23 protein-coding genes are annotated in these 20,729 nt (G+C 36.0%); 18 read left to right on the forward strand and 5 right to left on the reverse strand.

All coding sequences use genetic code 11. The features are described from left to right. Positions 1-104: 104 nt before the first annotated feature. The 4 genes from C7D53_RS14790 to C7D53_RS14805 all read left to right on the forward strand — a co-directional run bounded on the left by C7D53_RS14790 (position 105) and on the right by C7D53_RS14805 (position 3,568). Positions 105-710, forward strand: coding sequence for an LURP-one-related/scramblase family protein (locus C7D53_RS14790; RefSeq protein ID WP_076356553.1), 606 nt, complete (start codon positions 105-107; stop codon positions 708-710). A gap of 18 nt (positions 711-728) precedes the next feature. Then, entirely contained in the window at positions 729-1,220 is a 492-nt protein-coding gene (locus tag C7D53_RS14795) for a hypothetical protein (protein ID WP_106917215.1), read from the forward strand. A 147-nt stretch (positions 1,221-1,367) separates the two neighbouring features. Next, complete coding sequence (locus C7D53_RS14800) at positions 1,368-2,810, forward strand: aminoacyl-histidine dipeptidase (protein ID WP_106917216.1); 1,443 nt, start codon at positions 1,368-1,370, stop codon at positions 2,808-2,810. Between the two features lie 176 nt (positions 2,811-2,986). Next, entirely contained in the window at positions 2,987-3,568 is a 582-nt protein-coding gene (locus C7D53_RS14805) for an LOG family protein (protein ID WP_106917217.1), read from the forward strand. A 335-nt stretch (positions 3,569-3,903) separates the two neighbouring features. Here C7D53_RS14805 and C7D53_RS14810 read toward each other — a convergent pair whose 3' ends face one another. Both C7D53_RS14810 and C7D53_RS14815 read right to left on the reverse strand, forming a co-directional pair. Then, a complete protein-coding gene (locus C7D53_RS14810) occupies positions 3,904-4,233 on the reverse strand; it encodes a 2Fe-2S iron-sulfur cluster-binding family protein (protein ID WP_076356547.1) in 330 nt (109 codons plus the stop codon). Between the two features lie 12 nt (positions 4,234-4,245). Next, positions 4,246-5,301 (reverse strand): NAD(P)/FAD-dependent oxidoreductase, encoded by a 1,056-nt coding sequence (locus C7D53_RS14815; protein ID WP_076356545.1) that lies wholly within the window; start codon positions 5,299-5,301, stop codon positions 4,246-4,248. A 150-nt stretch (positions 5,302-5,451) separates the two neighbouring features. Between C7D53_RS14815 and C7D53_RS14820 the strand changes: the two genes are divergently transcribed. After that, positions 5,452-6,222, forward strand: coding sequence for a DUF3108 domain-containing protein (locus tag C7D53_RS14820; RefSeq protein WP_106917218.1), 771 nt, complete (start codon positions 5,452-5,454; stop codon positions 6,220-6,222). Positions 6,223-6,500: 278 nt separating this feature from the next. On the opposite strand, the gene pheS is transcribed toward C7D53_RS14820, so the two are convergent. Together pheS and C7D53_RS14835 are read right to left on the reverse strand one after the other, a co-directional pair. Next, on the reverse strand, positions 6,501-7,511 hold the full coding sequence (pheS, locus tag C7D53_RS14830) for a phenylalanine--tRNA ligase subunit alpha (protein WP_106917219.1): 1,011 nt from the start codon (positions 7,509-7,511) through the stop codon (positions 6,501-6,503). Between the two features lie 127 nt (positions 7,512-7,638). Further along, on the reverse strand, positions 7,639-8,298 hold the full coding sequence (locus tag C7D53_RS14835) for a YceI family protein (protein ID WP_106917220.1): 660 nt from the start codon (positions 8,296-8,298) through the stop codon (positions 7,639-7,641). A gap of 75 nt (positions 8,299-8,373) precedes the next feature. Between C7D53_RS14835 and C7D53_RS14840 the strand changes: the two genes are divergently transcribed. Beyond that, positions 8,374-9,309: a sulfate/molybdate ABC transporter ATP-binding protein gene (locus tag C7D53_RS14840; RefSeq protein ID WP_106917221.1), complete on the forward strand. Its 936-nt coding sequence runs from the start codon at positions 8,374-8,376 to the stop codon at positions 9,307-9,309. A gap of 322 nt (positions 9,310-9,631) precedes the next feature. Here the strand turns inward: C7D53_RS14840 and C7D53_RS14845 are convergent, their stop codons facing one another. After that, positions 9,632-9,976, reverse strand: coding sequence for a zinc ribbon domain-containing protein YjdM (locus C7D53_RS14845; RefSeq protein WP_106917222.1), 345 nt, complete (start codon positions 9,974-9,976; stop codon positions 9,632-9,634). 153 nt (positions 9,977-10,129) lie between these two features. On the opposite strand from C7D53_RS14845, the gene C7D53_RS14850 reads away from it, so the two are divergent. From C7D53_RS14850 to C7D53_RS14905, 12 genes are all read left to right on the forward strand, one after another. After that, positions 10,130-11,335, forward strand: a complete 1,206-nt coding sequence (locus C7D53_RS14850) for an RsmB/NOP family class I SAM-dependent RNA methyltransferase (protein WP_106917223.1) — start codon at positions 10,130-10,132, stop codon at positions 11,333-11,335. Positions 11,336-11,521: 186 nt separating this feature from the next. Beyond that, positions 11,522-11,812: a hypothetical protein gene (locus tag C7D53_RS14855; RefSeq protein ID WP_106917224.1), complete on the forward strand. Its 291-nt coding sequence runs from the start codon at positions 11,522-11,524 to the stop codon at positions 11,810-11,812. A 331-nt stretch (positions 11,813-12,143) separates the two neighbouring features. Next, a complete protein-coding gene (gene asnB / locus C7D53_RS14860; protein ID WP_106917225.1) occupies positions 12,144-13,811 on the forward strand; it encodes an asparagine synthase B in 1,668 nt (555 codons plus the stop codon). Positions 13,812-14,048: 237 nt separating this feature from the next. Then, entirely contained in the window at positions 14,049-14,891 is an 843-nt protein-coding gene (locus C7D53_RS14865; RefSeq protein ID WP_228422369.1) for a hypothetical protein, read from the forward strand. Positions 14,892-15,031: 140 nt separating this feature from the next. Continuing rightward, entirely contained in the window at positions 15,032-16,435 is a 1,404-nt protein-coding gene (locus tag C7D53_RS14870; protein WP_106917227.1) for an MFS transporter, read from the forward strand. Between the two features lie 189 nt (positions 16,436-16,624). After that, positions 16,625-17,500: a pirin family protein gene (locus C7D53_RS14875; protein WP_106917228.1), complete on the forward strand. Its 876-nt coding sequence runs from the start codon at positions 16,625-16,627 to the stop codon at positions 17,498-17,500. 213 nt (positions 17,501-17,713) lie between these two features. Next, complete coding sequence (locus C7D53_RS14880) at positions 17,714-18,025, forward strand: GNAT family N-acetyltransferase (RefSeq protein ID WP_076356521.1); 312 nt, start codon at positions 17,714-17,716, stop codon at positions 18,023-18,025. A 54-nt stretch (positions 18,026-18,079) separates the two neighbouring features. Beyond that, on the forward strand, positions 18,080-18,979 hold the full coding sequence (locus C7D53_RS14885) for a pirin family protein (RefSeq protein ID WP_106917229.1): 900 nt from the start codon (positions 18,080-18,082) through the stop codon (positions 18,977-18,979). Between the two features lie 21 nt (positions 18,980-19,000). Beyond that, the gene (locus C7D53_RS14890) at positions 19,001-19,540 is read left to right on the forward strand and encodes an NADPH-dependent FMN reductase (RefSeq protein ID WP_106917230.1); all 540 of its coding nucleotides are present in this window, start codon (positions 19,001-19,003) and stop codon (positions 19,538-19,540) included. Continuing rightward, entirely contained in the window at positions 19,533-20,111 is a 579-nt protein-coding gene (locus C7D53_RS14895; RefSeq protein ID WP_106917231.1) for a TMEM175 family protein, read from the forward strand. The genes C7D53_RS14890 and C7D53_RS14895 overlap by 8 nt, the downstream gene beginning before the upstream one ends. A gap of 1 nt (position 20,112) precedes the next feature. Continuing rightward, complete coding sequence (locus C7D53_RS14900; protein ID WP_106917232.1) at positions 20,113-20,331, forward strand: (4Fe-4S)-binding protein; 219 nt, start codon at positions 20,113-20,115, stop codon at positions 20,329-20,331. After that, positions 20,331-20,726 (forward strand): OsmC family protein, encoded by a 396-nt coding sequence (locus tag C7D53_RS14905; RefSeq protein ID WP_106917233.1) that lies wholly within the window; start codon positions 20,331-20,333, stop codon positions 20,724-20,726. Before C7D53_RS14900 ends, C7D53_RS14905 begins: the two co-directional genes overlap by 1 nt. Positions 20,727-20,729 lie beyond the last annotated feature (3 nt).

Genomic DNA, 20,729 nt, shown 5'->3' on the forward strand with positions numbered 1-20,729 from the left:
TGTCTCATTTTGATCTAATATTTTTTTAACATAATATCCTTATCTTCCATAACTATAAAAAAACCGTTATATTTGCGGCTTAAATATGAAAAAAATAAACTAACATGGTACTTAAAAATTTAAACTATCCTCTGGATTTTAAATTCAAAATTTCTACACTGGCAAGTGACTTCAACATTACGGATAAAAATGGGAATTATGTAGCGTATGTACGTCAGAAAATGTTCAAGCTGAAGGAGGATGTTGTTGTTTTCAATGACGAAAGTAAAACTAAGGAACTTTTTAGAATCAGAGCCAATAAATGGATTGATTTCAATGCATCTTATTCTTTGAATGACATTGTTGACAATAAAAACTATGGTAGATTGGCAAGAAAAGGGATGCGTTCTCTTTGGAAATCAAGCTATGATATTCTGGATGCTAATGATCAGCCAAAATTCAAGGTACAGGAGGACAATGCATGGGTAAGATTCTGGGACAGCTTCGTAGGTGAGCTTCCTATTATTGGAATGTTTACAGGATATTTCCTTAACCCATCTTATACCGTAACAGGTATTGACGGAAAAGCGTACTTCAAACTGAAAAAAATGCCTTCATTCTTTGGAAGAAGATTTCAATTGGATAGATTAATTGATATTGACGACGAGGAAGAAAGCTTAGTAATCCTTTCATTATTAATGATGACTCTTCTTGAAAGAGCAAGAGGCTAAAAATAAAATCACAAACACATGAAACACCTAATCATTCTCTTTTCTGCATTTCTGTTGGTAGCTTGTAAAAAAGACAAGGAAACAGTTTCCGGCTCTACCTCTACAGATTCTGCAAATATTGTTAAGGATTCTGCTCATGCTACTATTTCATCCGGAAAAATTTTAATTGAAAACATTTCATTTCCTGAAGAAATTAAAGAATGTTCATGCTATTTTGCAAGAAGCAAAGCAGATTTCGAAGCCGAAAAATACATCTATGCAGACGATGCAGGAAAAACAGCCTACATGAAGCTGGATGGTAAAAGACTGGCAATGAATCTTATTTCTTCAAGTGATATGGAAGTGGATGAAGAACTCACCAAGGAAATAGAAAGTAATGATTACAAAATCTCTGTAAAAGGTAAAAAGATCAAAGGTGAAGAAGCCCTTCTATTTGAGGGAACCCTTACCATTGAAAAACCTGATGGCTCTGTCATTACAACACCAATCTATGGAGAGTGTGGATGCTAATAAGTGACATAATAAAAATTTAAGGCGAAAAAAAACGGAATAACAAACTTGCTATTTTGCTGTTTTCTTCCCCAAACACATACAAAAATGCTTCTGTATTTCACAGAAGCATTTTTTATTTCGTAAATTTGAGAAAAATAAATTTCAATGGAATTATCTAATATAGAACCGCAGATAATCTGGAAAAACTTCTCCAAGTTAAATGCAGTTCCAAGACCATCAAAAAAAGAGGAAAAAGTAATTGCTTTCATCAAGGGATTTGGTGAAAACCTAGGATTGGAAACCACTGTAGATGAAGTAGGAAACGTAATTATTAAAAAACCGGCCACTGCAGGCATGGAAAACCGTAAATCTATTGTTCTTCAGTCTCACCTGGATATGGTTTGCCAGAAAAACAATGATGTTAACTTCGATTTTGAAACGGAAGGGATCAAAATGGAAATTGATGGTGACTGGGTAAAGGCAAAAGGAACAACTCTAGGGGCCGATAATGGTTTAGGAGTAGCTACTATTATGTCTATCCTTGAAAGTTCAGATATTCCGCACCCGGCATTAGAGGCTTTATTCACTATTGATGAAGAAACAGGAATGACCGGAGCAATAGGCTTAAAGCCAGGACAGCTTACAGGAGAAATTCTTTTAAACCTTGATACGGAAGAAGATGATGAAATTGACATAGGCTGCGCCGGAGGTGTAGATGTTACCATCACTCAAAATTATGCTGTAGAAGCTCCAAAAGGACAAATTGTAAGAATTGAAGTAAAAGGCCTACAGGGGGGACATTCCGGAATGGACATCCATAAAGGGTTTGGAAATTCAAATATTATCCTTGGAAGACTTCTTTATATTGGATTAGAAAAACAAAATCTTGAAATCGTTTCTATTGACGGTGGAGGATTAAGAAATGCAATTCCAAGAGAGGGAGCAGCTGTAATTTCGGTAAGAAATGCAGGTGAATTTATTGATGCTGCTACCATTCTTAAAAAAGAAATTCTGGAAGAGTTTGCTTCTGTAGAACCTGGAATCCAAATCAATATTGAAAATTCTACGTCATCTGACAAAGCTGTATCTGAAGCTGATTCTAAGAAAATCATTCTTACTTTAAAGGCTCTTCATAACGGAGTTTACAGAATGAGCCCTGATGTAGCAGACCTTGTGGAAGCATCCAACAATGTAGCTAGAGTTGAGTTGAAAGGAGGTGAGCTTAAAATCTTAAACCTTACAAGATCATCTGTAGATTCTTCTAAATATTCTACAGCAGAACAATTAAAATCTGTAGCAGAATTAGCAGGAATGAATGTGGTATTCAGTGGTTCTTACCCGGGATGGAAACCAAAACCAGGTTCTGAAATAGTACAGGTCATGGAAAAAATCTACACAGAGAAGTTTAATGAGAAACCTCATGTAGTAGCTTGTCATGCAGGCCTTGAATGTGGTATCATCGGAGCCAATTATCCTGAAATGGAAATGGTAAGCTTTGGACCAACCATCAGAGGAGCACACTCTCCTGACGAAAAAGCAAATATCCCTTCTGCTCAGAAATTCTGGAGCTTCCTAAAGGATATTTTAGCCAATATTCCTCAGAAATAGAACATTAAAATATCTATATTAAATATCCAAAGTCTTATGATTTTGGATATTTTTAATTTAAAAACAATCAACTCTCTATTAACAAGATAAAGCCTTACAGATTAAAAATACATAACATACAAAAAAATCCCAGTATATTTTCTTATCTTCTTTGGCCTTAAAAAAACATATAAATTATGAAGAGTATTACAGTATTCTGTGGATCAAGCTTTGGCACAGATGAAATTTACAGAGAACAGGCATTCTTATTAGGACAAACATTAGCAAAGCAAGACATACAGCTTATTTATGGTGGTGCAGATGTAGGTTTGATGGGAGCCGTAGCAGATGGAACTTTAAGTGAAAACGGAAAGGCAACCGGAGTTCTTCCCCACTTTTTACAATCAAAGGAAATTGCCCATAAAAACCTGACCGAACTTATCCTCGTGGAAACCATGCACGAAAGGAAAACTAAGATGAATAACCTGTGCGATGGCGTTATTGTTCTTCCAGGTGGTTATGGAACATTGGAGGAATTTTTTGAAATGATCACATGGGCACAACTTGGTCTTCACAAAAAACCAATTGGGGTTTTAAATATTGATGGCTTTTATGACGACCTGATCAGCCTGGTTCAAAATATGGTAGATAAAGGATTCTTAAAGCAAGTGAATAGAGATATGCTTCTGATTAGTGAAAATATTGATGACCTTCTGGAAAAGATGAAAAATTATGAGGCTCCTACCGTCGGAAAGTGGATTTCTAAGGAGGAAATTTAAAGTTGATATCGTTTTAATATAAAGTCTGTTTAAACTTAACCGCAAAAGTCACAAAAGGTTTTATTTTTTTAACACTTTAGTACACTTTAGAAAGTGTAAGGAAATACGGCACAATTAAGTTCACATAAGATGAAAATCTTTGATTTTCAACAAAACTTGAGTGTCCTTCCTTGTACACAAAGTATATCACTTAAATAGCTTAAGTGTTTAAAAAGCTTTTGTATATCCTTTGTGGTTTAATAAAAAAGTTTAAACAGCTTTATAAATAGGAACTGCAAAGCAAAACCCGTCCGAAAAATTCGAACGGGTTTCTTATTAAGATTAAAAAATATTTTCTAAGGATAAGGAGCAATTTCTACTTCAAGCCCTTCCATTGCATCGGCAATATGTAACTGGCATCCTAGTCTGCTATTATCTTTCACGTGGAAAGCTTCAGCAAGCATGGCATCCTCTTCATCTCCCATAGGCTCCAGCCCTGGATCATTAATTACATATACCTGGCAGGAAGCACACATCGCCATTCCTCCACATACACCAATAGTCCCTTCTTCAGCCAATTCATAAGAACGGATAATCTCCATTAGGTTCATGGACATATCCGTAGGAGCTACAACATCGTGAATTACACCTTCTCTATCGGTGATTTTAATATTAACGTCTGACATAATTCTGCAAAATTAGTCAATTTTTTTCACAACAGCCTTCTCTGCTTCTTTACGGCTTCCGTCAAACCCGTCTACTCCACTTACTGTTGTATATTTTAATACGAATTTTTTACCCGGATTAAGTCTGTTATACACACTCTGACACATCAAAGTAGCCTCGTGGAAACCACAAAGAATCAACTTCAGTTTTCCAGGATATGTATTGATATCTCCAATAGCGTAGATCCCATCAATGTTCGTCTGGTAATCAAGAGCGTTGTTTACTACAATTGCATTTTTTTCAATATTTAATCCCCAGTTTCCGATCTCTCCCAATTTTGGAGTTAATCCGAATAAAGGAATAAAATAATCTGTTTCAATATCGTAAGCCTCCTGTCCTTCACTCTCTACTGTAATAGCTTCTACTTTTCCATCACCTTTAATACCGGTAACTTCCGCAGGAGTAATTAATTTGATTTTCCCTTGGTTTTTAAGCTCCTGAACTTTTTCTACAGAATCCAAAGCTCCGCGGAACTCATTTCTTCTGTGGATCAAAGTCACTTCACTTGCAACATTAGAAAGGAAAACACTCCAGTCCAGTGCAGAATCTCCACCTCCGGCGATAACAACTCTTTTATTTCTGAAATGTTCAGGCTCTTTAACGAAATATTCAAGACCTTTTTCTTCATAATCAGCTACATTATCAAACGTAGGTTTTCTAGGTTCAAAAGTTCCCAGTCCTCCCGCAATAGCAATAGCCTTACATCTGTGAACTGTTCCTTTATTGGTAATCACCTCAAACCACTCATCATCAACCTTTGTATAAGAAACTGCGGTTTCCCCTAAAGTAAAACCAGGTTGAAACTGCTTGATCTGCTCCATCAAATTATCCACCAATTCTCCAGCATTCACTGAAGGATACCCTGGAATATCGAAAATAGGCTTTTTAGGATAAAGTTCAGCCAATTGCCCTCCCGGCTGTGGAAGTGCATCAATAATGTGACACTTCATTTTTAAAAGACCAGCTTCAAAAACTGCAAAAAGTCCTGTAGGACCCGCACCTATGATCAATATATCAGTGGTTATCATAATTTAGATAATTTAATTATACATGTAACTGCAAATTTACTAATTTTAATGCGAAGCATATTTAATTGATTCTAAATAAAAACCTGAGATTTGTCAAATATCTATCATTTAAGATCTTAAATTTGGCAATGTTTTTGTAAATGTCTTATTATGAAGAAAATTTTAACCCTTTTTGCAGTACTTATATTCTTTTTAGGCTCTGCCCAGATTGATAACATCGCAGACGGCGAATCCATCACACTCAGAATCCATTATGGTTTCCTGAATGCCGGAACCGCCAACCTTACCACTAAAAAGACTACCTACAAAGGGGCACCCCACTTATATGTAAAAGGTACAGGGCAAACTACAGGGGCTGTAAAGGCTTTCTTCAAAGTAGAAGACCTATATGAAAGTTTTATCAATACAGATACCGGATTGCCTAGTTTTTACGTAAGAAATGTACGCGAGGGAAGCTATCGTCAGCATCTTGAGACCGCTTTTAACCATGATAACAATACCTTGATTTTAACGGATAAAAAGACACCTGCAAATGGTTCCAAGGTCATAAAATCTGTGAAAGGTGTTCAGGACATGCTTTCATGCTTCTATTATCTGCGAAGTAAAAGCTCCGATGAATTGAAAGTAGGAACCATTATCAATATGAATGTTTGGATTGATGATGAAATGTTTCCTTTTCAGTTAAAGGTAACAGGAACTGAAAATTTGAAAACCAAGTTCGGGACCATCAATAGTTTAAAAATAATTCCATCTGTGAAAAGTGGACGAGTATTTAAGGAAAAAGAAGGTGTAACAATGTGGGTGTCCAATGATGCCAATCATATTCCTTTGCTTTTAAAGGCAGAGTTGGCTGTTGGTTCCCTAAAGGCTAGTATTGATGATTATAAAAATGTAAAATATCCTTTAAAGTTTACTAAATAAAATAAATAACTAAGTTCTTTAGTTGATGAATGTCTGTAGTTTTTACAGACATTTTTTTATTTGGAATGTAACATATTACGAATACCAATTGTCTTTATTATAGAGCAGCAAGAAGACTGCAGCATGCAAATACTTGATGGAGATACAGATGTATTCAAAGTATAGCATAAGAAACAGACACGTGTAAATTTTTCAATAAGATCAGTTTTTAATTACGTTTTGTTTCTTAGGTCAGTAATTAAAAACAAAAACCTCCGGAGCTCCGGAGGTTTGATTTTTTATAGCGTCTTGAATTGCTCCAAGGTTCTGATATCATTTTCAAAGAACATTCTGATATCACTCATTTGGTAAAGAAGCATTGTAATTCTTTCAATACCCATTCCGAATGCATATCCTGAATATTTCTCAGAGTCAATATTTACATTTTTCAATACAGCAGGGTCTACCATTCCGCAACCCATGATTTCTAACCAACCTGTACCTTTTGTAATTCTGTAATCCGTTTCAGAGTTTAATCCCCAGTATACATCAATCTCAGCACTTGGCTCAGTGAACGGGAAATAAGATGGTCTCATTCTGATTTTGGACTTTCCGAAAAGTTCGGTGGTAAAGAACTGAATAGTCTGCTTCAAATCAGCAAAACTTACATTTTCATCAATGTATAATCCCTCTATTTGGTGGAAGATACAGTGAGAACGTGAAGAAATCGCTTCATTTCTGAATACTCTTCCTGGAGATAAAATTCTGATAGGCGGCTGATTTTCTTCCATATAACGGGTTTGCACGGAAGAAGTATGCGTTCTCAAAAGAATATCCGGATTTTGTTCAATAAAGAAAGTATCCTGCATATCTCTTGCCGGGTGGTATTCCGGAAGATTCAACGCTGTAAAGTTATGCCAGTCATCTTCAATCTCAGGACCATCTGCTACCGCAAAGCCAATAGATTTGAAGATTTCAATAATTCTGTTTTTAACCAGATTGATTGGATGTCTTGACCCCAGTTCCAACGGAAAAGCAGGTCTTGTAAGATCTTCTTTTTCTACAATAATAGAAGATTCAGAAGCATTTTTCAAATCTTCTAATTTACCGGCAACAGCCTGTTTCAAGGAGTTAATCTTCTGCCCGAATTCTTTCTTCTGGTCGTTAGGAACTTCTTTTAATGTTTCGTAAAAATCATTTAGAACTCCTTTCTTACCATTATACTTGATTCGGAAATTTTCGATTTCCTCTTTAGATGCAGTATTGAAGCCGTTTACTTCGATCAGTAGTTCTTCTATCTTTTCTATCATTATTTTACCCTTTCAAAATGTTTTGCAAAAATACGACTTTTAAGTTTAATAATAAGTCAGTCATAAAAAAATCTGCCTCTTTTTCGGGAGGCAGACTTCAATCACTTATTTCACTTAAATAAAAAAATTATTTCTTTTCTAAAGCTTTAACGCTGATTTGAAGAGTTACCTCATCCTTAATCACTCCGTTTTCAGCAGGAGCCTGGAACTTCACGCCAAACTCTTCTCTCTTGATATCCTTAGGCTCAGTAGCAACGCTCACTTCTCCATCTTTCACAGAAACATTTGCTTTAAACTGAACAGGCTTGGTAATTCCTTTAATGGTTAAATTACCATCCAAAAGAGTATTATAATCACCCTCATTAGCAGGAGTAACCTTTGTAATTTCAAAAGAAGCGGTTGGGAATTTTTCAACCTCAAAGAAATCACCACTCTTAAGATGACCGTTTAATTTCCCCATATCTTCCGGACTGTCTTTTAAATCCACAGAAGTTAATGAGTTCATGTCAGCAACAAATTTACCACTTTCAAGCTTTCCTTCTTTCACTGTCACATCTCCACTTTCGAATTTGATATTCCCAAAATGGCTTGTATTCTCAGATTTGAAAACTTTATATCCCTTCCATTCAACCTTACTGTTTAGTGTATCCAAAGTGTACTGGTTACCATTCTTGGTAGTCGTCACCTCATTACTTTCACTGGTAAGCGGTTTATCTTTTTTACAAGAAACCACTACAGCAGCAATAAATAAAGCAGGAATAGCTAACGAAAACAGTTTTTTTCTCATTTTTGATTTATTTTTATTACTTCCGCTAATATAATAAAAAAAATTGTGTTTTCATAAAAACCTTACATTTGTAATATGCTATTAGAAATAAACAATTTATTTTTCTCTCATGCCAAGGAAAAAACCCTGTTTCAAAACCTTAATTTAAGGTTTGAGGCTGGTAGAATTATTGCTCTGGCAGGGGAAAGCGGATGCGGAAAATCAACACTTCTCGGTTTAATCTACGGGCTTCTTGACTGGGAAAGTGGAGAAATAATTTTTGATGGAAACAAGCTTTTGGGACCCAAAGGAAATCTTGTTCCCGGTGAAGCCGAAATGAAGTTTGTGGCACAGAACTTTGACCTCATGCCTTATGCTACCGTTGCTGAAAATGTAGGAAAATTTATTTCAAATATTAATTTAGCTAAAAAAAGAGAAACCGTCATGGAACTTCTGGACGTGGTAGGTCTTCAGGAATTTGCGGATGTACTTCCAAAATACCTAAGCGGTGGTCAGCAACAAAGAGTTGCCATTGCAAGAGCGCTTTCTGTACTCCCAAAACTTCTTATTTTGGACGAACCGTTTAGCAACCTTGATTTTCCAAGAAAAATTGAACTTAGAGAAAGACTTTTCAGATATGTAAAACAACATCAGATATCTCTTATCATTTCTACTCATGAGCTTCAGGATATCATGCCATGGCTGGATCAGGTCGTTATTCTTCAAAATGGAAGATTAATTCAGAATGACAGCCCTGAAGAAACCTATCGAAACCCCTACAACGTGTATGTAGCCAAATTATTTGGGGAAGTAAATATTTTCAGTGAAACTGAAGCCCTAGATTTTGGACTTTCGAAACCAACCTATTACCCTAAAGAAATAAAAATCTCAGAAACCGGTCCTGAGGCAGAGATTCTTGAAAGTAGATTTGCCGGAAACTATTACTGGAATAAGATTAAAGTAAGAAACAAGGAGCTGATAATTTATACTGATGAAAAACTAACCAGCCCTGTAAATATTTCATTTAATTAGGAGCAAATCTCCAAAAAGAAAAGGTTACAAAAGTACGAACAGCCCCTCATTCCGGTGCTTTTCGATTGTCATAACTTATACATTTTCAATATGCTGTGTATAAAAAAAATACAAACATAAGAATTGGTTCTAAAACTTTTTCTTACATTTGTATCTCTACAGCTTAAGGAAATTTTTGGTTAATTCTCTTTCTGCCTTCTAGACGGACATTAGCAATCTTGCGATTAAGTCTATTGAAAGATTACACTGTCCAATTTTTTCCTTTTTTTATTGATCTTCCTTTTCCTGAATGTTAAGGTTAATCTTTAAAAGTCAGTTATTTTTATGCTTTCTTCACAAATTCAGACTTTAGAGCCATTGCTCCAAAACCATCTATCTTACAGTCGATATTGTGATCATTTCCTGGTCTTAGACGAATATTTTTCACTTTAGTACCCGCTTTTACCGGTTTTGGTGCTCCTTTTACGGGAAGGTCTTTTACTACCACTACAGAATCACCATCCTGAAGTTCATTTCCGTTAGCGTCCAATATTTTACCCTCACTTGCTGCTTCAGATGCTACATCCTCAGGATTCCATTCGTAGAAGCACTGAGAGCATACCATCATATTATCACTTGGATAGGTAAACTCGGAACTACATTTCGGACAAAGTACTGTATCACTCATATTTTAATTTTTTGCAAAGGTAGAGCTTTTTGGACGTTAAAGTCAAGTTCCGGATGTCAGAAATTAGAAAGTGGGAACACAACCTTAAAACACAAAATCTAAACTCTCAACTTAAATTCGTATTTTTGCAGATTCAAACAGCGAAGCAAATTTATGGAACTTATTCACAGAAACTTGGCAATCGGAATTCACGATGCCTTACTAGAAACATTTTTTGAAAAAAACAAATATGCAGATAAAGTTATTGAAAGACTTTTGAAAGCAAACAGAAAATGGGGAAGCCAGGACAGAGCCGTTGTTTCTGAGATTTTCTACAATATTATCCGTTGGAAAAAACGCCTTGAATATTATATGGGTGAAGGGATAAAACCCAGCAATATTTATAAACTTATCCTTGCTTACCTTCTTTGGAGCAAGACCAATTATAAAAAGTTTGAAGAGTTTGATGGAATTAAAATTGCAGACATCCTTACCAAGCTTAAGAAAAACACTGTTCCTACTAAGGCAATAGAACATTCTATTCCGGATTGGTTGGCTGAAACACTGGAAAAAGAACTGGGTGCTAACTGGGAAAGAGAAATGCTTGCCCTAAATGAGCAGGCACCTACCGTTTTAAGATCTAATTCTTTAAAAACAACTACAAAGGAACTTATTTCTGATCTTTCGGATGAGGGAGTTGCTTCTTTTTCTATCAAAAATTATCCTGATGCTGTACAGCTTGAGGAGAAAAAGAATGTTTTCCTTACAACCGCTTTTAAAGAGGGATTATTTGAAGTTCAGGATGCCTCTTCACAAAAGATCGGATATTTTCTTGATGTTAAAGAAGGACAAAGAGTGGTAGACGCATGCGCAGGAGCAGGTGGAAAAACTCTTCATTTGGCAGCATTAATGAAAAACAAAGGTCAGATTGTAGCATTGGATATTTTTGAGTGGAAACTGGCTGAATTGAAACGTCGTGCAAAAAGAGCTGGTGCTCATAATATTGAAACACGAATGATTTCTGACAACAAGGTTATTAAACGTCTTCATGAAAAAGCAGACAGACTACTGATTGATGCACCATGTTCTGGTCTTGGAGTTTTGAAAAGAAACCCGGACAGTAAATGGAAAATTGATCAGGACTTTATTGACAGAATCAAAAAGGAACAACAACAGATTCTTCAGGACTATTCTAAAATGTTGAAAATAGGTGGAAAAATGGTGTACGCTACGTGTTCTATCCTGCCTTCTGAAAACAATCTGCAGGTTGAGGAATTCCTTAAGAACAATCCCGGATATAAAATGATCAAGGATGATAAAGTAATGCCTAGTGAAGGCTATGACGGATTCTACATGGCATTGATCGAAAGAATTTCTTAATTCATTTTTAAAATATAAAGATAAAAACTACTCGAAAGGGTAGTTTTTTCTGTTTTTTAAACTATTTTTTGAAAATATAATGTAACATTTTACACTCACTCCCTACTAACTCCATAGATTAAACCGTTTTGATGCAGTAAGGCTACTTTTATTAATTGAAATAGCAATCCTGCCACCTCATCCATTATGAGTAAAAGAAATATAATTAACTTTTTGGCAATCTGCTTATTCTGCCTGTATTCAACACAGGCCAAGGAAGTATGCTATATAAGTTCTTATAATGGAAAGGTATTACCAACTACAATCTGGCATCCGCCGAACAATCACCTTTTTACTTCCTATTTATTTTTAAAGCTTGAAAATATCAAACATAGTGTATCTCTCTATGATAAGAATAGGAAAGAAATAGGTCCTACTGTCGAAATTTCACAAAAGGAACACATTTCAGTGTATGGAACATTACAGAAGCTTTGCTAAAGGTCCTATAAAAACAAAACCTTCTTGCATGAGAATTGCAAGAAGGTAAAAACACAAATGATGAAAAAAAATTATTTCGAGCCACAAAGAAAAGACTAAAATTCATATAATAAATTACCATAGATTAATAAATATGTCATTTTTATTTCGTATAGAGATTATTTTTATTTTATCCCAACGAAAAAAATTAACCAAAAAACATAATTTTCACCTGAAATAGTTAATATTTTTCTTTTAAATAAATTATTTGATTAAAAATATTAATCAATACGATTTTTTAATTGTTATTTATAAACAACACTTATACTTTTGTTTCATAAATAATAAAAATATGTGTGGAATTGTATGTCTATTTGACGCCAAGCAGAAAACCGAAGTACTAAGACCCCAGGTTTTGGAGATGTCAAAAAAGATCCGTCACAGAGGACCGGATTGGAGCGGGGTTTTTCAGGATGAAAAAGTAGTGTTCTCTCATGAGAGGCTAGCTATTGTAGATCCTACTTCAGGAAAGCAACCTCTATTTACAAAAGATAAAAAAATTGTATTAGCCGTAAACGGTGAAATCTATAACCATAGAGAACTAAAAGAAGAATTTCCTGATTATGAGTTTCAGACACAATCTGACTGTGAGGTAATCCTGGCTCTTTATCAAAAGTATGGAAAAGACTTCGTTGAAAAACTGAACGGAATCTTTGCATTCTCCTTGTATGATACTGAAAAAGATGTTTATCTGATTGCCCGTGATCATATGGGAATCTGTCCTCTGTATCAGGGATGGGATAAGAACGGAAACTATTATGTAGCTTCCGAATTGAAAGCATTGGAGGGAGTTTGCAAAAAAATCGAAACGTTCTTACCGGGACATTTGGTGTACAGCAAAGATGGCAGCGAGCTACAACAATGGTATACAAGAGACTGGGACAGCTTTGATCATGTAAAGGACAATGAAACGGATATTTCAAAACTTAGAAAAGGGCTTGAGGATGCAGTCCACAGACAATTGATGAGTGATGTACCTTATGGAGTATTACTTTCCGGAGGTTTGGACTCTTCTGTTATTTCAGCAATTACCGCAAAGTTTGCAAGACAAAGAATTGAAAGTGGAGATACTCAGGAAGCATGGTATCCAAGACTTCACAGTTTTGCTGTAGGGCTTGTAGGATCTCCGGACCTTATTGCTGCACAAAAAGCAGCGGAGCATATAGGATCTGTACATCATGAAGTAAACTTTACCGTTCAGGAGGGATTGGATGCTGTACGTGATGTGATCTATCATTTGGAAACTTATGATGTAACCACCATCAGAGCTTCTACCCCAATGTATCTTTTGGCAAGGGTAATCAAGTCAATGGGAATCAAAATGGTACTTTCCGGAGAAGGCTCGGATGAACTGTTTGGAGGTTATTTATACTTCCACAAAGCACCTAATGCCAAGGAATTTCATGATGAAACGGTAAGAAAGCTAGGGAAGCTTCACCTTTATGATTGTTTAAGAGCCAACAAGGCATTAATGAGCTGGGGAATAGAAGGCAGAGTTCCCTTCCTTGACAAAGAATTCATGGATATTGCCATGACTCTGAACCCAAAAGACAAAATGATCAATGTTGCTGAGGGAAAAATTGAAAAGTGGGTACTAAGAAAAGCCTTTGAAGATATTCTTCCTGCTTCTATTGCATGGAGACAAAAAGAACAGTTCTCAGATGGTGTGGGCTATTCATGGATCGATACCCTAAAAGAGGTTGCAGAGAAAGAAGTTTCTGATGAGATGATGGTGAACGCAAAATTCAGATTCCCGCTAAACACTCCACAAAACAAAGAGGAATATAGATACAGAACCATCTTTGAAGAGCATTTCCCAAGTGAAACCGCTGCAGCTACAGTTCCATCTGTTCCATCTGTTGCGTGCTCTACTCCTATTGCTTTGGAATGGGATGAGGCTTTCAAAAAAATGAATGACCCAAGTGGAAGAGCTGTGAAAGTACATGAAACATCATACTAAAATTGAGTTTTTGAAATTTCTGTCAATTTAATTATGAAAGATCAATTTACTGGTAAAGCAATCATTTAATTTAAAAGATTGAATCTTTCCGGCTTCTAATATCCGGGCTCTAATTTCTTAATTTCACACAAAATTTATCAATCCTGTAGCAATACAGGATTTTCTTTTGAATTAACAGCAATAATATCGACATAATTTAGCTGACAATCAAAAATAATATCTAATAAATAATTATATTTGGAAAACGAAAATATCAATTATAAAAAAATGAGAAGAAACCTTACTGTTTTATTTGCCTTATTATCCATAAGTTTTGCTTTTGGACAGGGAAAATACGGCAAATACCTGAACTCAAAAAAGCTTGCTTTGGCTTATAAAAGTGTGAAAGATGTTGACAAAGATGACTACTATCAACAATTTTACTGGCTGGTAAAGGCTGAACAACTTAAAACTTATCCTCACCTTAAGGACATTAAACCTATAGTTCTGTATCAATTCGTAAAAAAAGTAAATCCTCAGAATCCAACAAAAAAACTGGATGACAGAAGTAAGGAATTGAGAGCTACTGCAGAGTTATCTTTAAATCAATATTTTAAAAACAAGAATTTTGAAAACAATTCTGTTTTAATGTACAACCTTGAAACCTATGTAGACCCTTCAAAGGGACAATTCTACACTAAGGTTGATCCTGAAAAAATCAAGGAACTGGTTCCAAAGGAATTGTTTGCTTTCAACTCGTTCAACAGAAACATGGGAGAAGAGAAAACTTACTACCTTTGGGTTGACAAGAAGAAGGATGATCTGAACATTATCGATATCATTCCTAATGAAAAAGAAGATAAGGCGTTCTACACAAGATTAAGACAATATCTTCCGAGCTATAAGTTTTCAAAATATGTTCCCTCTGTAAAAAAAGGAAACAAGTCTGATAAAACAGATGTTGAATACTACTACATCATGCCGTTTGAACAAAATACCGATAACATTGAATATAAAACAAAGGATTTCAAAAATTTCACTTTAAGCCAGTATAGAAAAGCCGGCGACGAATGGAAAGGAGTAGAAAAACCTAGAAAATAAATTAAAAAGTCCTGTGATATCTCGCAGGACTTTTTTAATTTTATATGGATTTCTTCATCTAAGGATCAAACTGCTTAAAGCAAGCATTTTTTTCAAATAAAATAAGCCTGGACATTTTTTGAATATTCAGCCTGTACAAAATGACAGAAACAAACCTTCAACCGACATCAATAAAGAAAATTCTACCCCTGATTCTAGCCACTGCTATTTTTATGCAAATGCTGGACTCTACAATTCTGAACACTTCCCTGCCATCCATTGCAAAGGATCTTCATGAATCTCCATTAAATATGCAGAATGCAATCATCAGCTACGTTCTGACACTGGCTGTTTTCATGCCTGCCAGTGGTTTTTTGGCAGATAGGTTTGGAACGAAAAAGATTTTCATATTTTCCCTGGTTTTATTTAGCCTTGGCTCCTTATTCTGTTCATTATCTCAAAACCTCACTCATTTGGTTATTTCGAGGGTAATTCAAGGTGTTGGAGGAAGCTTGATGACACCGGTTGGAAAATTAGCCCTCATTAAAACATTTGACAAAAGTGAACTTCTTAAAGCCATGAATTTTGCCATTATCCCTGCCCTTATCGGTCCCGTACTAGGTCCTTTGGTTGGTGGGTATATGGTAGATTATCTTTCCTGGCACTGGATATTTCTTATTAATATTCCTATTGGTATTCTGGGGATTATTTTAGGCTTAAAATTTATGCCCAACTATAAATCTGACGATGTTGATTTTGACTTGAAAGGGTTCTTAATCTTTGCAGCAGCTTCTCTCCTACTTTCTGTTTCTTTGGAACTTTTCGGAGATATACAGAACATAACCCCTGTTCTTCTCGTATTCATTTTAGGCTTCCTGTTTCTTTACTATTACTATAAGCATGCAAAAAGAGGAGGTAATCCCATCTTTCCTTTAAATCTATTTCAGGTAAGAACTTTCCGGGTTGGAATTGTTGGAAATCTGGCCACCAGATTAGGAATCAGCTCCGTTCCGCTACTCCTTCCGCTGATGATACAGATTGCTTATAAACAATCCGCAGTAACTTCAGGATGGATTATTGCTCCGATGGCCTTAACGGCTATATTCGGGAAGTCATCGGTGATTAAAATTCTGGATAAATATGGTTACCGACAAACCCTGATGGTGAATACATTTATCATTGGAACCCTGATCTGTCTATTGGCCATTCCGGATATTCATACTTCCCTATACTGGTTTGTTCCCATTATTGCTGTGCTAGGGTTCTTCAACTCTATTCAGTTTACCTCCATGAATACGATTTCTATTGCAGATCTTAGAAACTTCCAGACCAGTAGTGGAAATTCTTTAATATCCGTCAATCAGCAGCTCGCCATAGGATTTGGTATTGCATTCGGATTGATTGTATTAAAGTTGTTTGAAAATACAGACCTGATTCAGGGCGAAATTCACAATGCTTTCCGATATACATTTCTTACGGTAGGAATACTGACCATTTTATCCGGATTTGTCTTTAGGAGACTGCATATTTCGGATGGTAAAAATATGAAATCGAAGGAAGAATAAGTTGTTGGCAAAATTATAAAAGAGCAAAGGGGGCGCTGATGATGCTCAACCTGTGAAGAAAACACTTTTGCTATTCAGTTTTATTATTCATTTTCTTTTTTGCTATTTCGCTTCCATACGAACTTATCACAGATCAATGTTTCTGACTTATAACTATGGTACTTTTGTTCATATAAAATCAACAATATTATGGCAACTAAAAAAGTAGAAATAGTAGTATCTCCAAGACCTGCACACTTCGTAGGTGATGGTTTTAGGGTTCATAATTTTATTCCAGGTGTAAATGGATTAGACATGAAAAGAATGGACCCATTCATTATGCTTGATTATAATTCAAAATTTCATTTCAACGGTTCAGAAATACCAAGAGGTGTGGGTGTTCATCCGCACAGAGGTTTTGAAACGGTAACAATAGCATATAGTGGTAAAGTAGAACATCATGACAGTGCTGGCGGCGGCGGTGTAATTGGTGAAGGTGATGTACAATGGATGACCGCAGCAAAGGGTGTTCTTCACAAGGAATATCATGAAACAGAATGGGCAAAAGAAGGGGGAATCTTTCAGATGGTTCAACTTTGGGTAAATCTTCCTGCTAAGGATAAAATGAGTACCCCAAAATACCAGGCTATCGAAAATTCTAAAATGGAAAAAGTAGATTTAGGAGAAAATGGATTGGTGGAAGTCATTGCCGGAGAATATAACGGACATAGCGGCCCTGCCAATACTTTTACGCCGGTTCATATGATGAATGCAAAACTTAAGGCTAGAGGAAAAGCTGAATTCAATTTCCCTGCTCACTTCAATACAGCAGCCTTGGTTATTGAGGGAAATATCACCATAAACGGAGAAGAGAACATTAAGGGAGATCATTTTGCCCTATTCAAAAATGAGGGAGAAACGTTTACCATTGAAGCAAAAGAAGATGCTATTGTTTTAATCATCAGCGGAGAGCCAATTAATGAACCCATCTATCCTCACGGACCTTTTGTGATGAATTCCAGAGAAGAAATCATGCAGGCATTTGAGGATTTTAATACCGGAAAATTTGGATATCTGGAAGATTAGTAAAATTAAATTTTCCTTAATCTTTGATTGTTCCTTTTTTATTAACTTTATATAATGATGTCGGGTAAAATATAAAGGAACAGGATTTATATTGTATTTAAATGATGCTACGGACAAAGCTTATTGATTTTAAAATCAATAAAGTCCTGCTCTCAATATTAGTCAATAAAATCTTGTTCCTTTATAAAACCCATCACTTTTAATACGAAAATTATGAAACCAGAATTTGAAAACATCCCCCTTAACAAAACCGATAAAAGATTTGAAATAAACTTCAATGGACACTTTGCTTTCATTGATTATCGTGAAACCACCCATCAGATCGCTTTAATTCATACTGAAGCGGAACCAGAACTGGCAGGAACGGGTGCAGCAGCAGCCGTGGTGGAAAAAACACTACATTATATTGAAGAAAGTGGTAAAAAGCTTCTTCCGTTTTGTCCTTACGTTTTTGCCTTTATCAAAAAGCATCCTGAATGGAAACGTATTGTAGATGAAAAATTTGAAGGATATGATAAACTTTAAATTCTTCTCAAGAGCATAGATTTAAATAAAATTTTAAAAAAGCATTACATCATTATGTCAAATATTGGACTTATCATCGAAGAAAAAGCAGCAGATATAGGAAATTTCCTGGTAGGAAGGCTTCTTCCATTCCGTGAAAAAAGAGCAGTCGGACCTTTTGTTTTTATTGATCACATGGGCCCATCTGAGCTAAAGGATTATCAAAACCTTGATGTTCCTCCCCATCCGCATATCGGGCTATCTACCTTAACGTACCTGCTGGAGGGATCTATTTTTCATAGAGACAGCATCGGAAGTGCTGTAGAAATAAAACCGGGAGCTGTAAACTGGATGACTGCCGGAAAAGGGGTTGTGCACTCGGAAAGAACTCCCGAATACCTTAGACATAGTGATAAAAGACTTCACGGATTTCAAATTTGGGTAGGTCTTCCAAAGCACCTTGAACAATCTGAACCCACTTTTCATCATATTGAAGAAAATGAAATTCCTGTTTGGGAAGAAGACGGAATTCAATATAAACTCATTGCAGGTGAAGCATTCGGAAGAACATCTCCTGTGCCGGTACACAGCAAATTATTTTTCCTTGAAATCAAAACAAAAGAACCAAAGAAAATAAGCATTGGAAAAGATCTTTATGGGGAAGCAGCCATGTACGTTTTGGACGGAACGGTAACCACAGAAGGGAATTCTTATGGTTCAAAACAACTCATGATTGCAAAAGACACTAAGCTTTGTGAGTTTGAAATGAGTGAAAACGGTACAGTTTATCTATTTGGAGGTGAACCTTTCGATGAGGAACGTTTTATCTTCTGGAATTTTGTAAATTCTGACAAGGAAATGATAGATCAGGCTAAGGTCAACTGGAACGATCAGAATCATGATGCATTTCCGTTAGTTCCTGGAGACGAACAAGAATTTGTCCCTCTACCAAAGTCGATTTTAAACAGAAAATAAATATAGACCAGCATAAAGACCATGAAAATACTAGCGTTTGCAGGAAGCACCTCATCTACTTCAATTAACAGGGAACTCGTAAAGTTTGTTCTGAAAGATTTTCAAAATGAAGAAATCAATCTGATTGATCTTAACGATTTCACGATGCCTGTTTTTTCCGTAGATCTTGAAAAGAAAGGATTTCCGGATGAAGCTCATCATTTTTTAAAGGTGATTGAAGAATGTGATGTTATTATCTGTTCACTGGCTGAGCATAACAGGTCTTACAGTGCCGCATTTAAAAATGTTTTCGACTGGGCATCAAGGATCAATGTAAAGGTATTTCAGAACAAGCCAATGCTTCTGATGAGTACTTCACCCGGAGGTTATGGTGGCGGAAATGTGATGAATACCGCAAAAACATTTTTCCCGCAGTTTGCAGCAGATATCAAGGATACTTTTTCATTATCCAAGTTTTATGAGAATTTTGACCTTGAAAGCGGAGTGATTAATCCTGATATGCTCAGCGATCTGAAAGCGAAGATTCAAAACTTTAAAAACCAGATTAAAGCTAATGACTAAAGGAAGACTGGAGGCATTCAGCGATGGGGTCCTGGCGATCATCATTACGATTATGGTCCTAGAATTAAAGGTTCCTGAAGGAGCTAGCTGGGGAAGCCTGAAACCACTTCTTCCCAAGTTTTTGGCTTACATTTTCAGTTTTATTTATGTGGGTATTTATTGGAACAATCACCATCATTTGTTTCAAACGGTAAAAAAAGTAAATGGCAGCATTCTTTGGGCTAACCTGCATCTTTTGTTTTGGTTATCCCTGATGCCTATTGCCACAGAATGGATCGGAACAACCGGTTTTGCTGAGAATCCTGTTGCTACCTACGGTTTAGGGCTTATCATGTGTGCCATTGCTTACACCATTCTGGAAAATCTTATTATCCGAAATGAGGGTGAAGATTCAAAGCTGAAAGAGGCTATCAATTTTAAAGCAAAGGAGTATATCTCCATCATATTTTACGTCCTTGGAATCGCTACTTCATTTTTTTATCCTTATATTGCCATAGGTTTTTATTATCTCGTGGCTCTCATATGGCTGATTCCGGACAGAAGAATCGAAAAATCATTAAAAGACAATTAATATGGAAACACACGAATATCCCAACGGCAACATTACTGTCATCTGGCAGCCTCAAAAGTGTATCCACTCGGCTGTATGCGTAAAACTGCTTCCCAATGTCTATAATCCCAAAGACAGACCTTGGATAAAAGCCGGAAATGCTACTCCCGAAGAGCTTAAAAAACAAATAGACCAATGCCCTTCCGGAGCATTAAGTTATAAATTCAATACAGAAAGATAATGGCGGTAACGGTAAAAGCAAGTTTAGGAAAAACAAAATATTATACTGAGGTAACGGCCGGTGAAAACACCATCATTACCGATGAACCTATAGATAAAGGCGGACAGAATAAGGGTTTCAATCCCATGGAAATTCTGGCAACATCTCTGGCAAGCTGTACAGCAGCAACCCTTAGAATGTACATCGAAAGAAAAGAATGGGATGTAGAAAACATCAACGTGGAAGTAGAACTCGAAAATTATCCGTTAACCAAAAGAGCAATTTTCAAAAGAGATATCAGCTTTGAGGGAATTCTGGATGATGAGCAGTTGAAAAGATTACACACCATTGCAGACGCCTGCCCTGTTCATAAAATATTAACAAACGATATAGAAATACTAACTAAATTCTCATAAAAT

The sequence above is a fragment of the Chryseobacterium aurantiacum genome (assembly GCF_003020585.1).
Classification (GTDB): domain Bacteria; phylum Bacteroidota; class Bacteroidia; order Flavobacteriales; family Weeksellaceae; genus Chryseobacterium; species Chryseobacterium aurantiacum.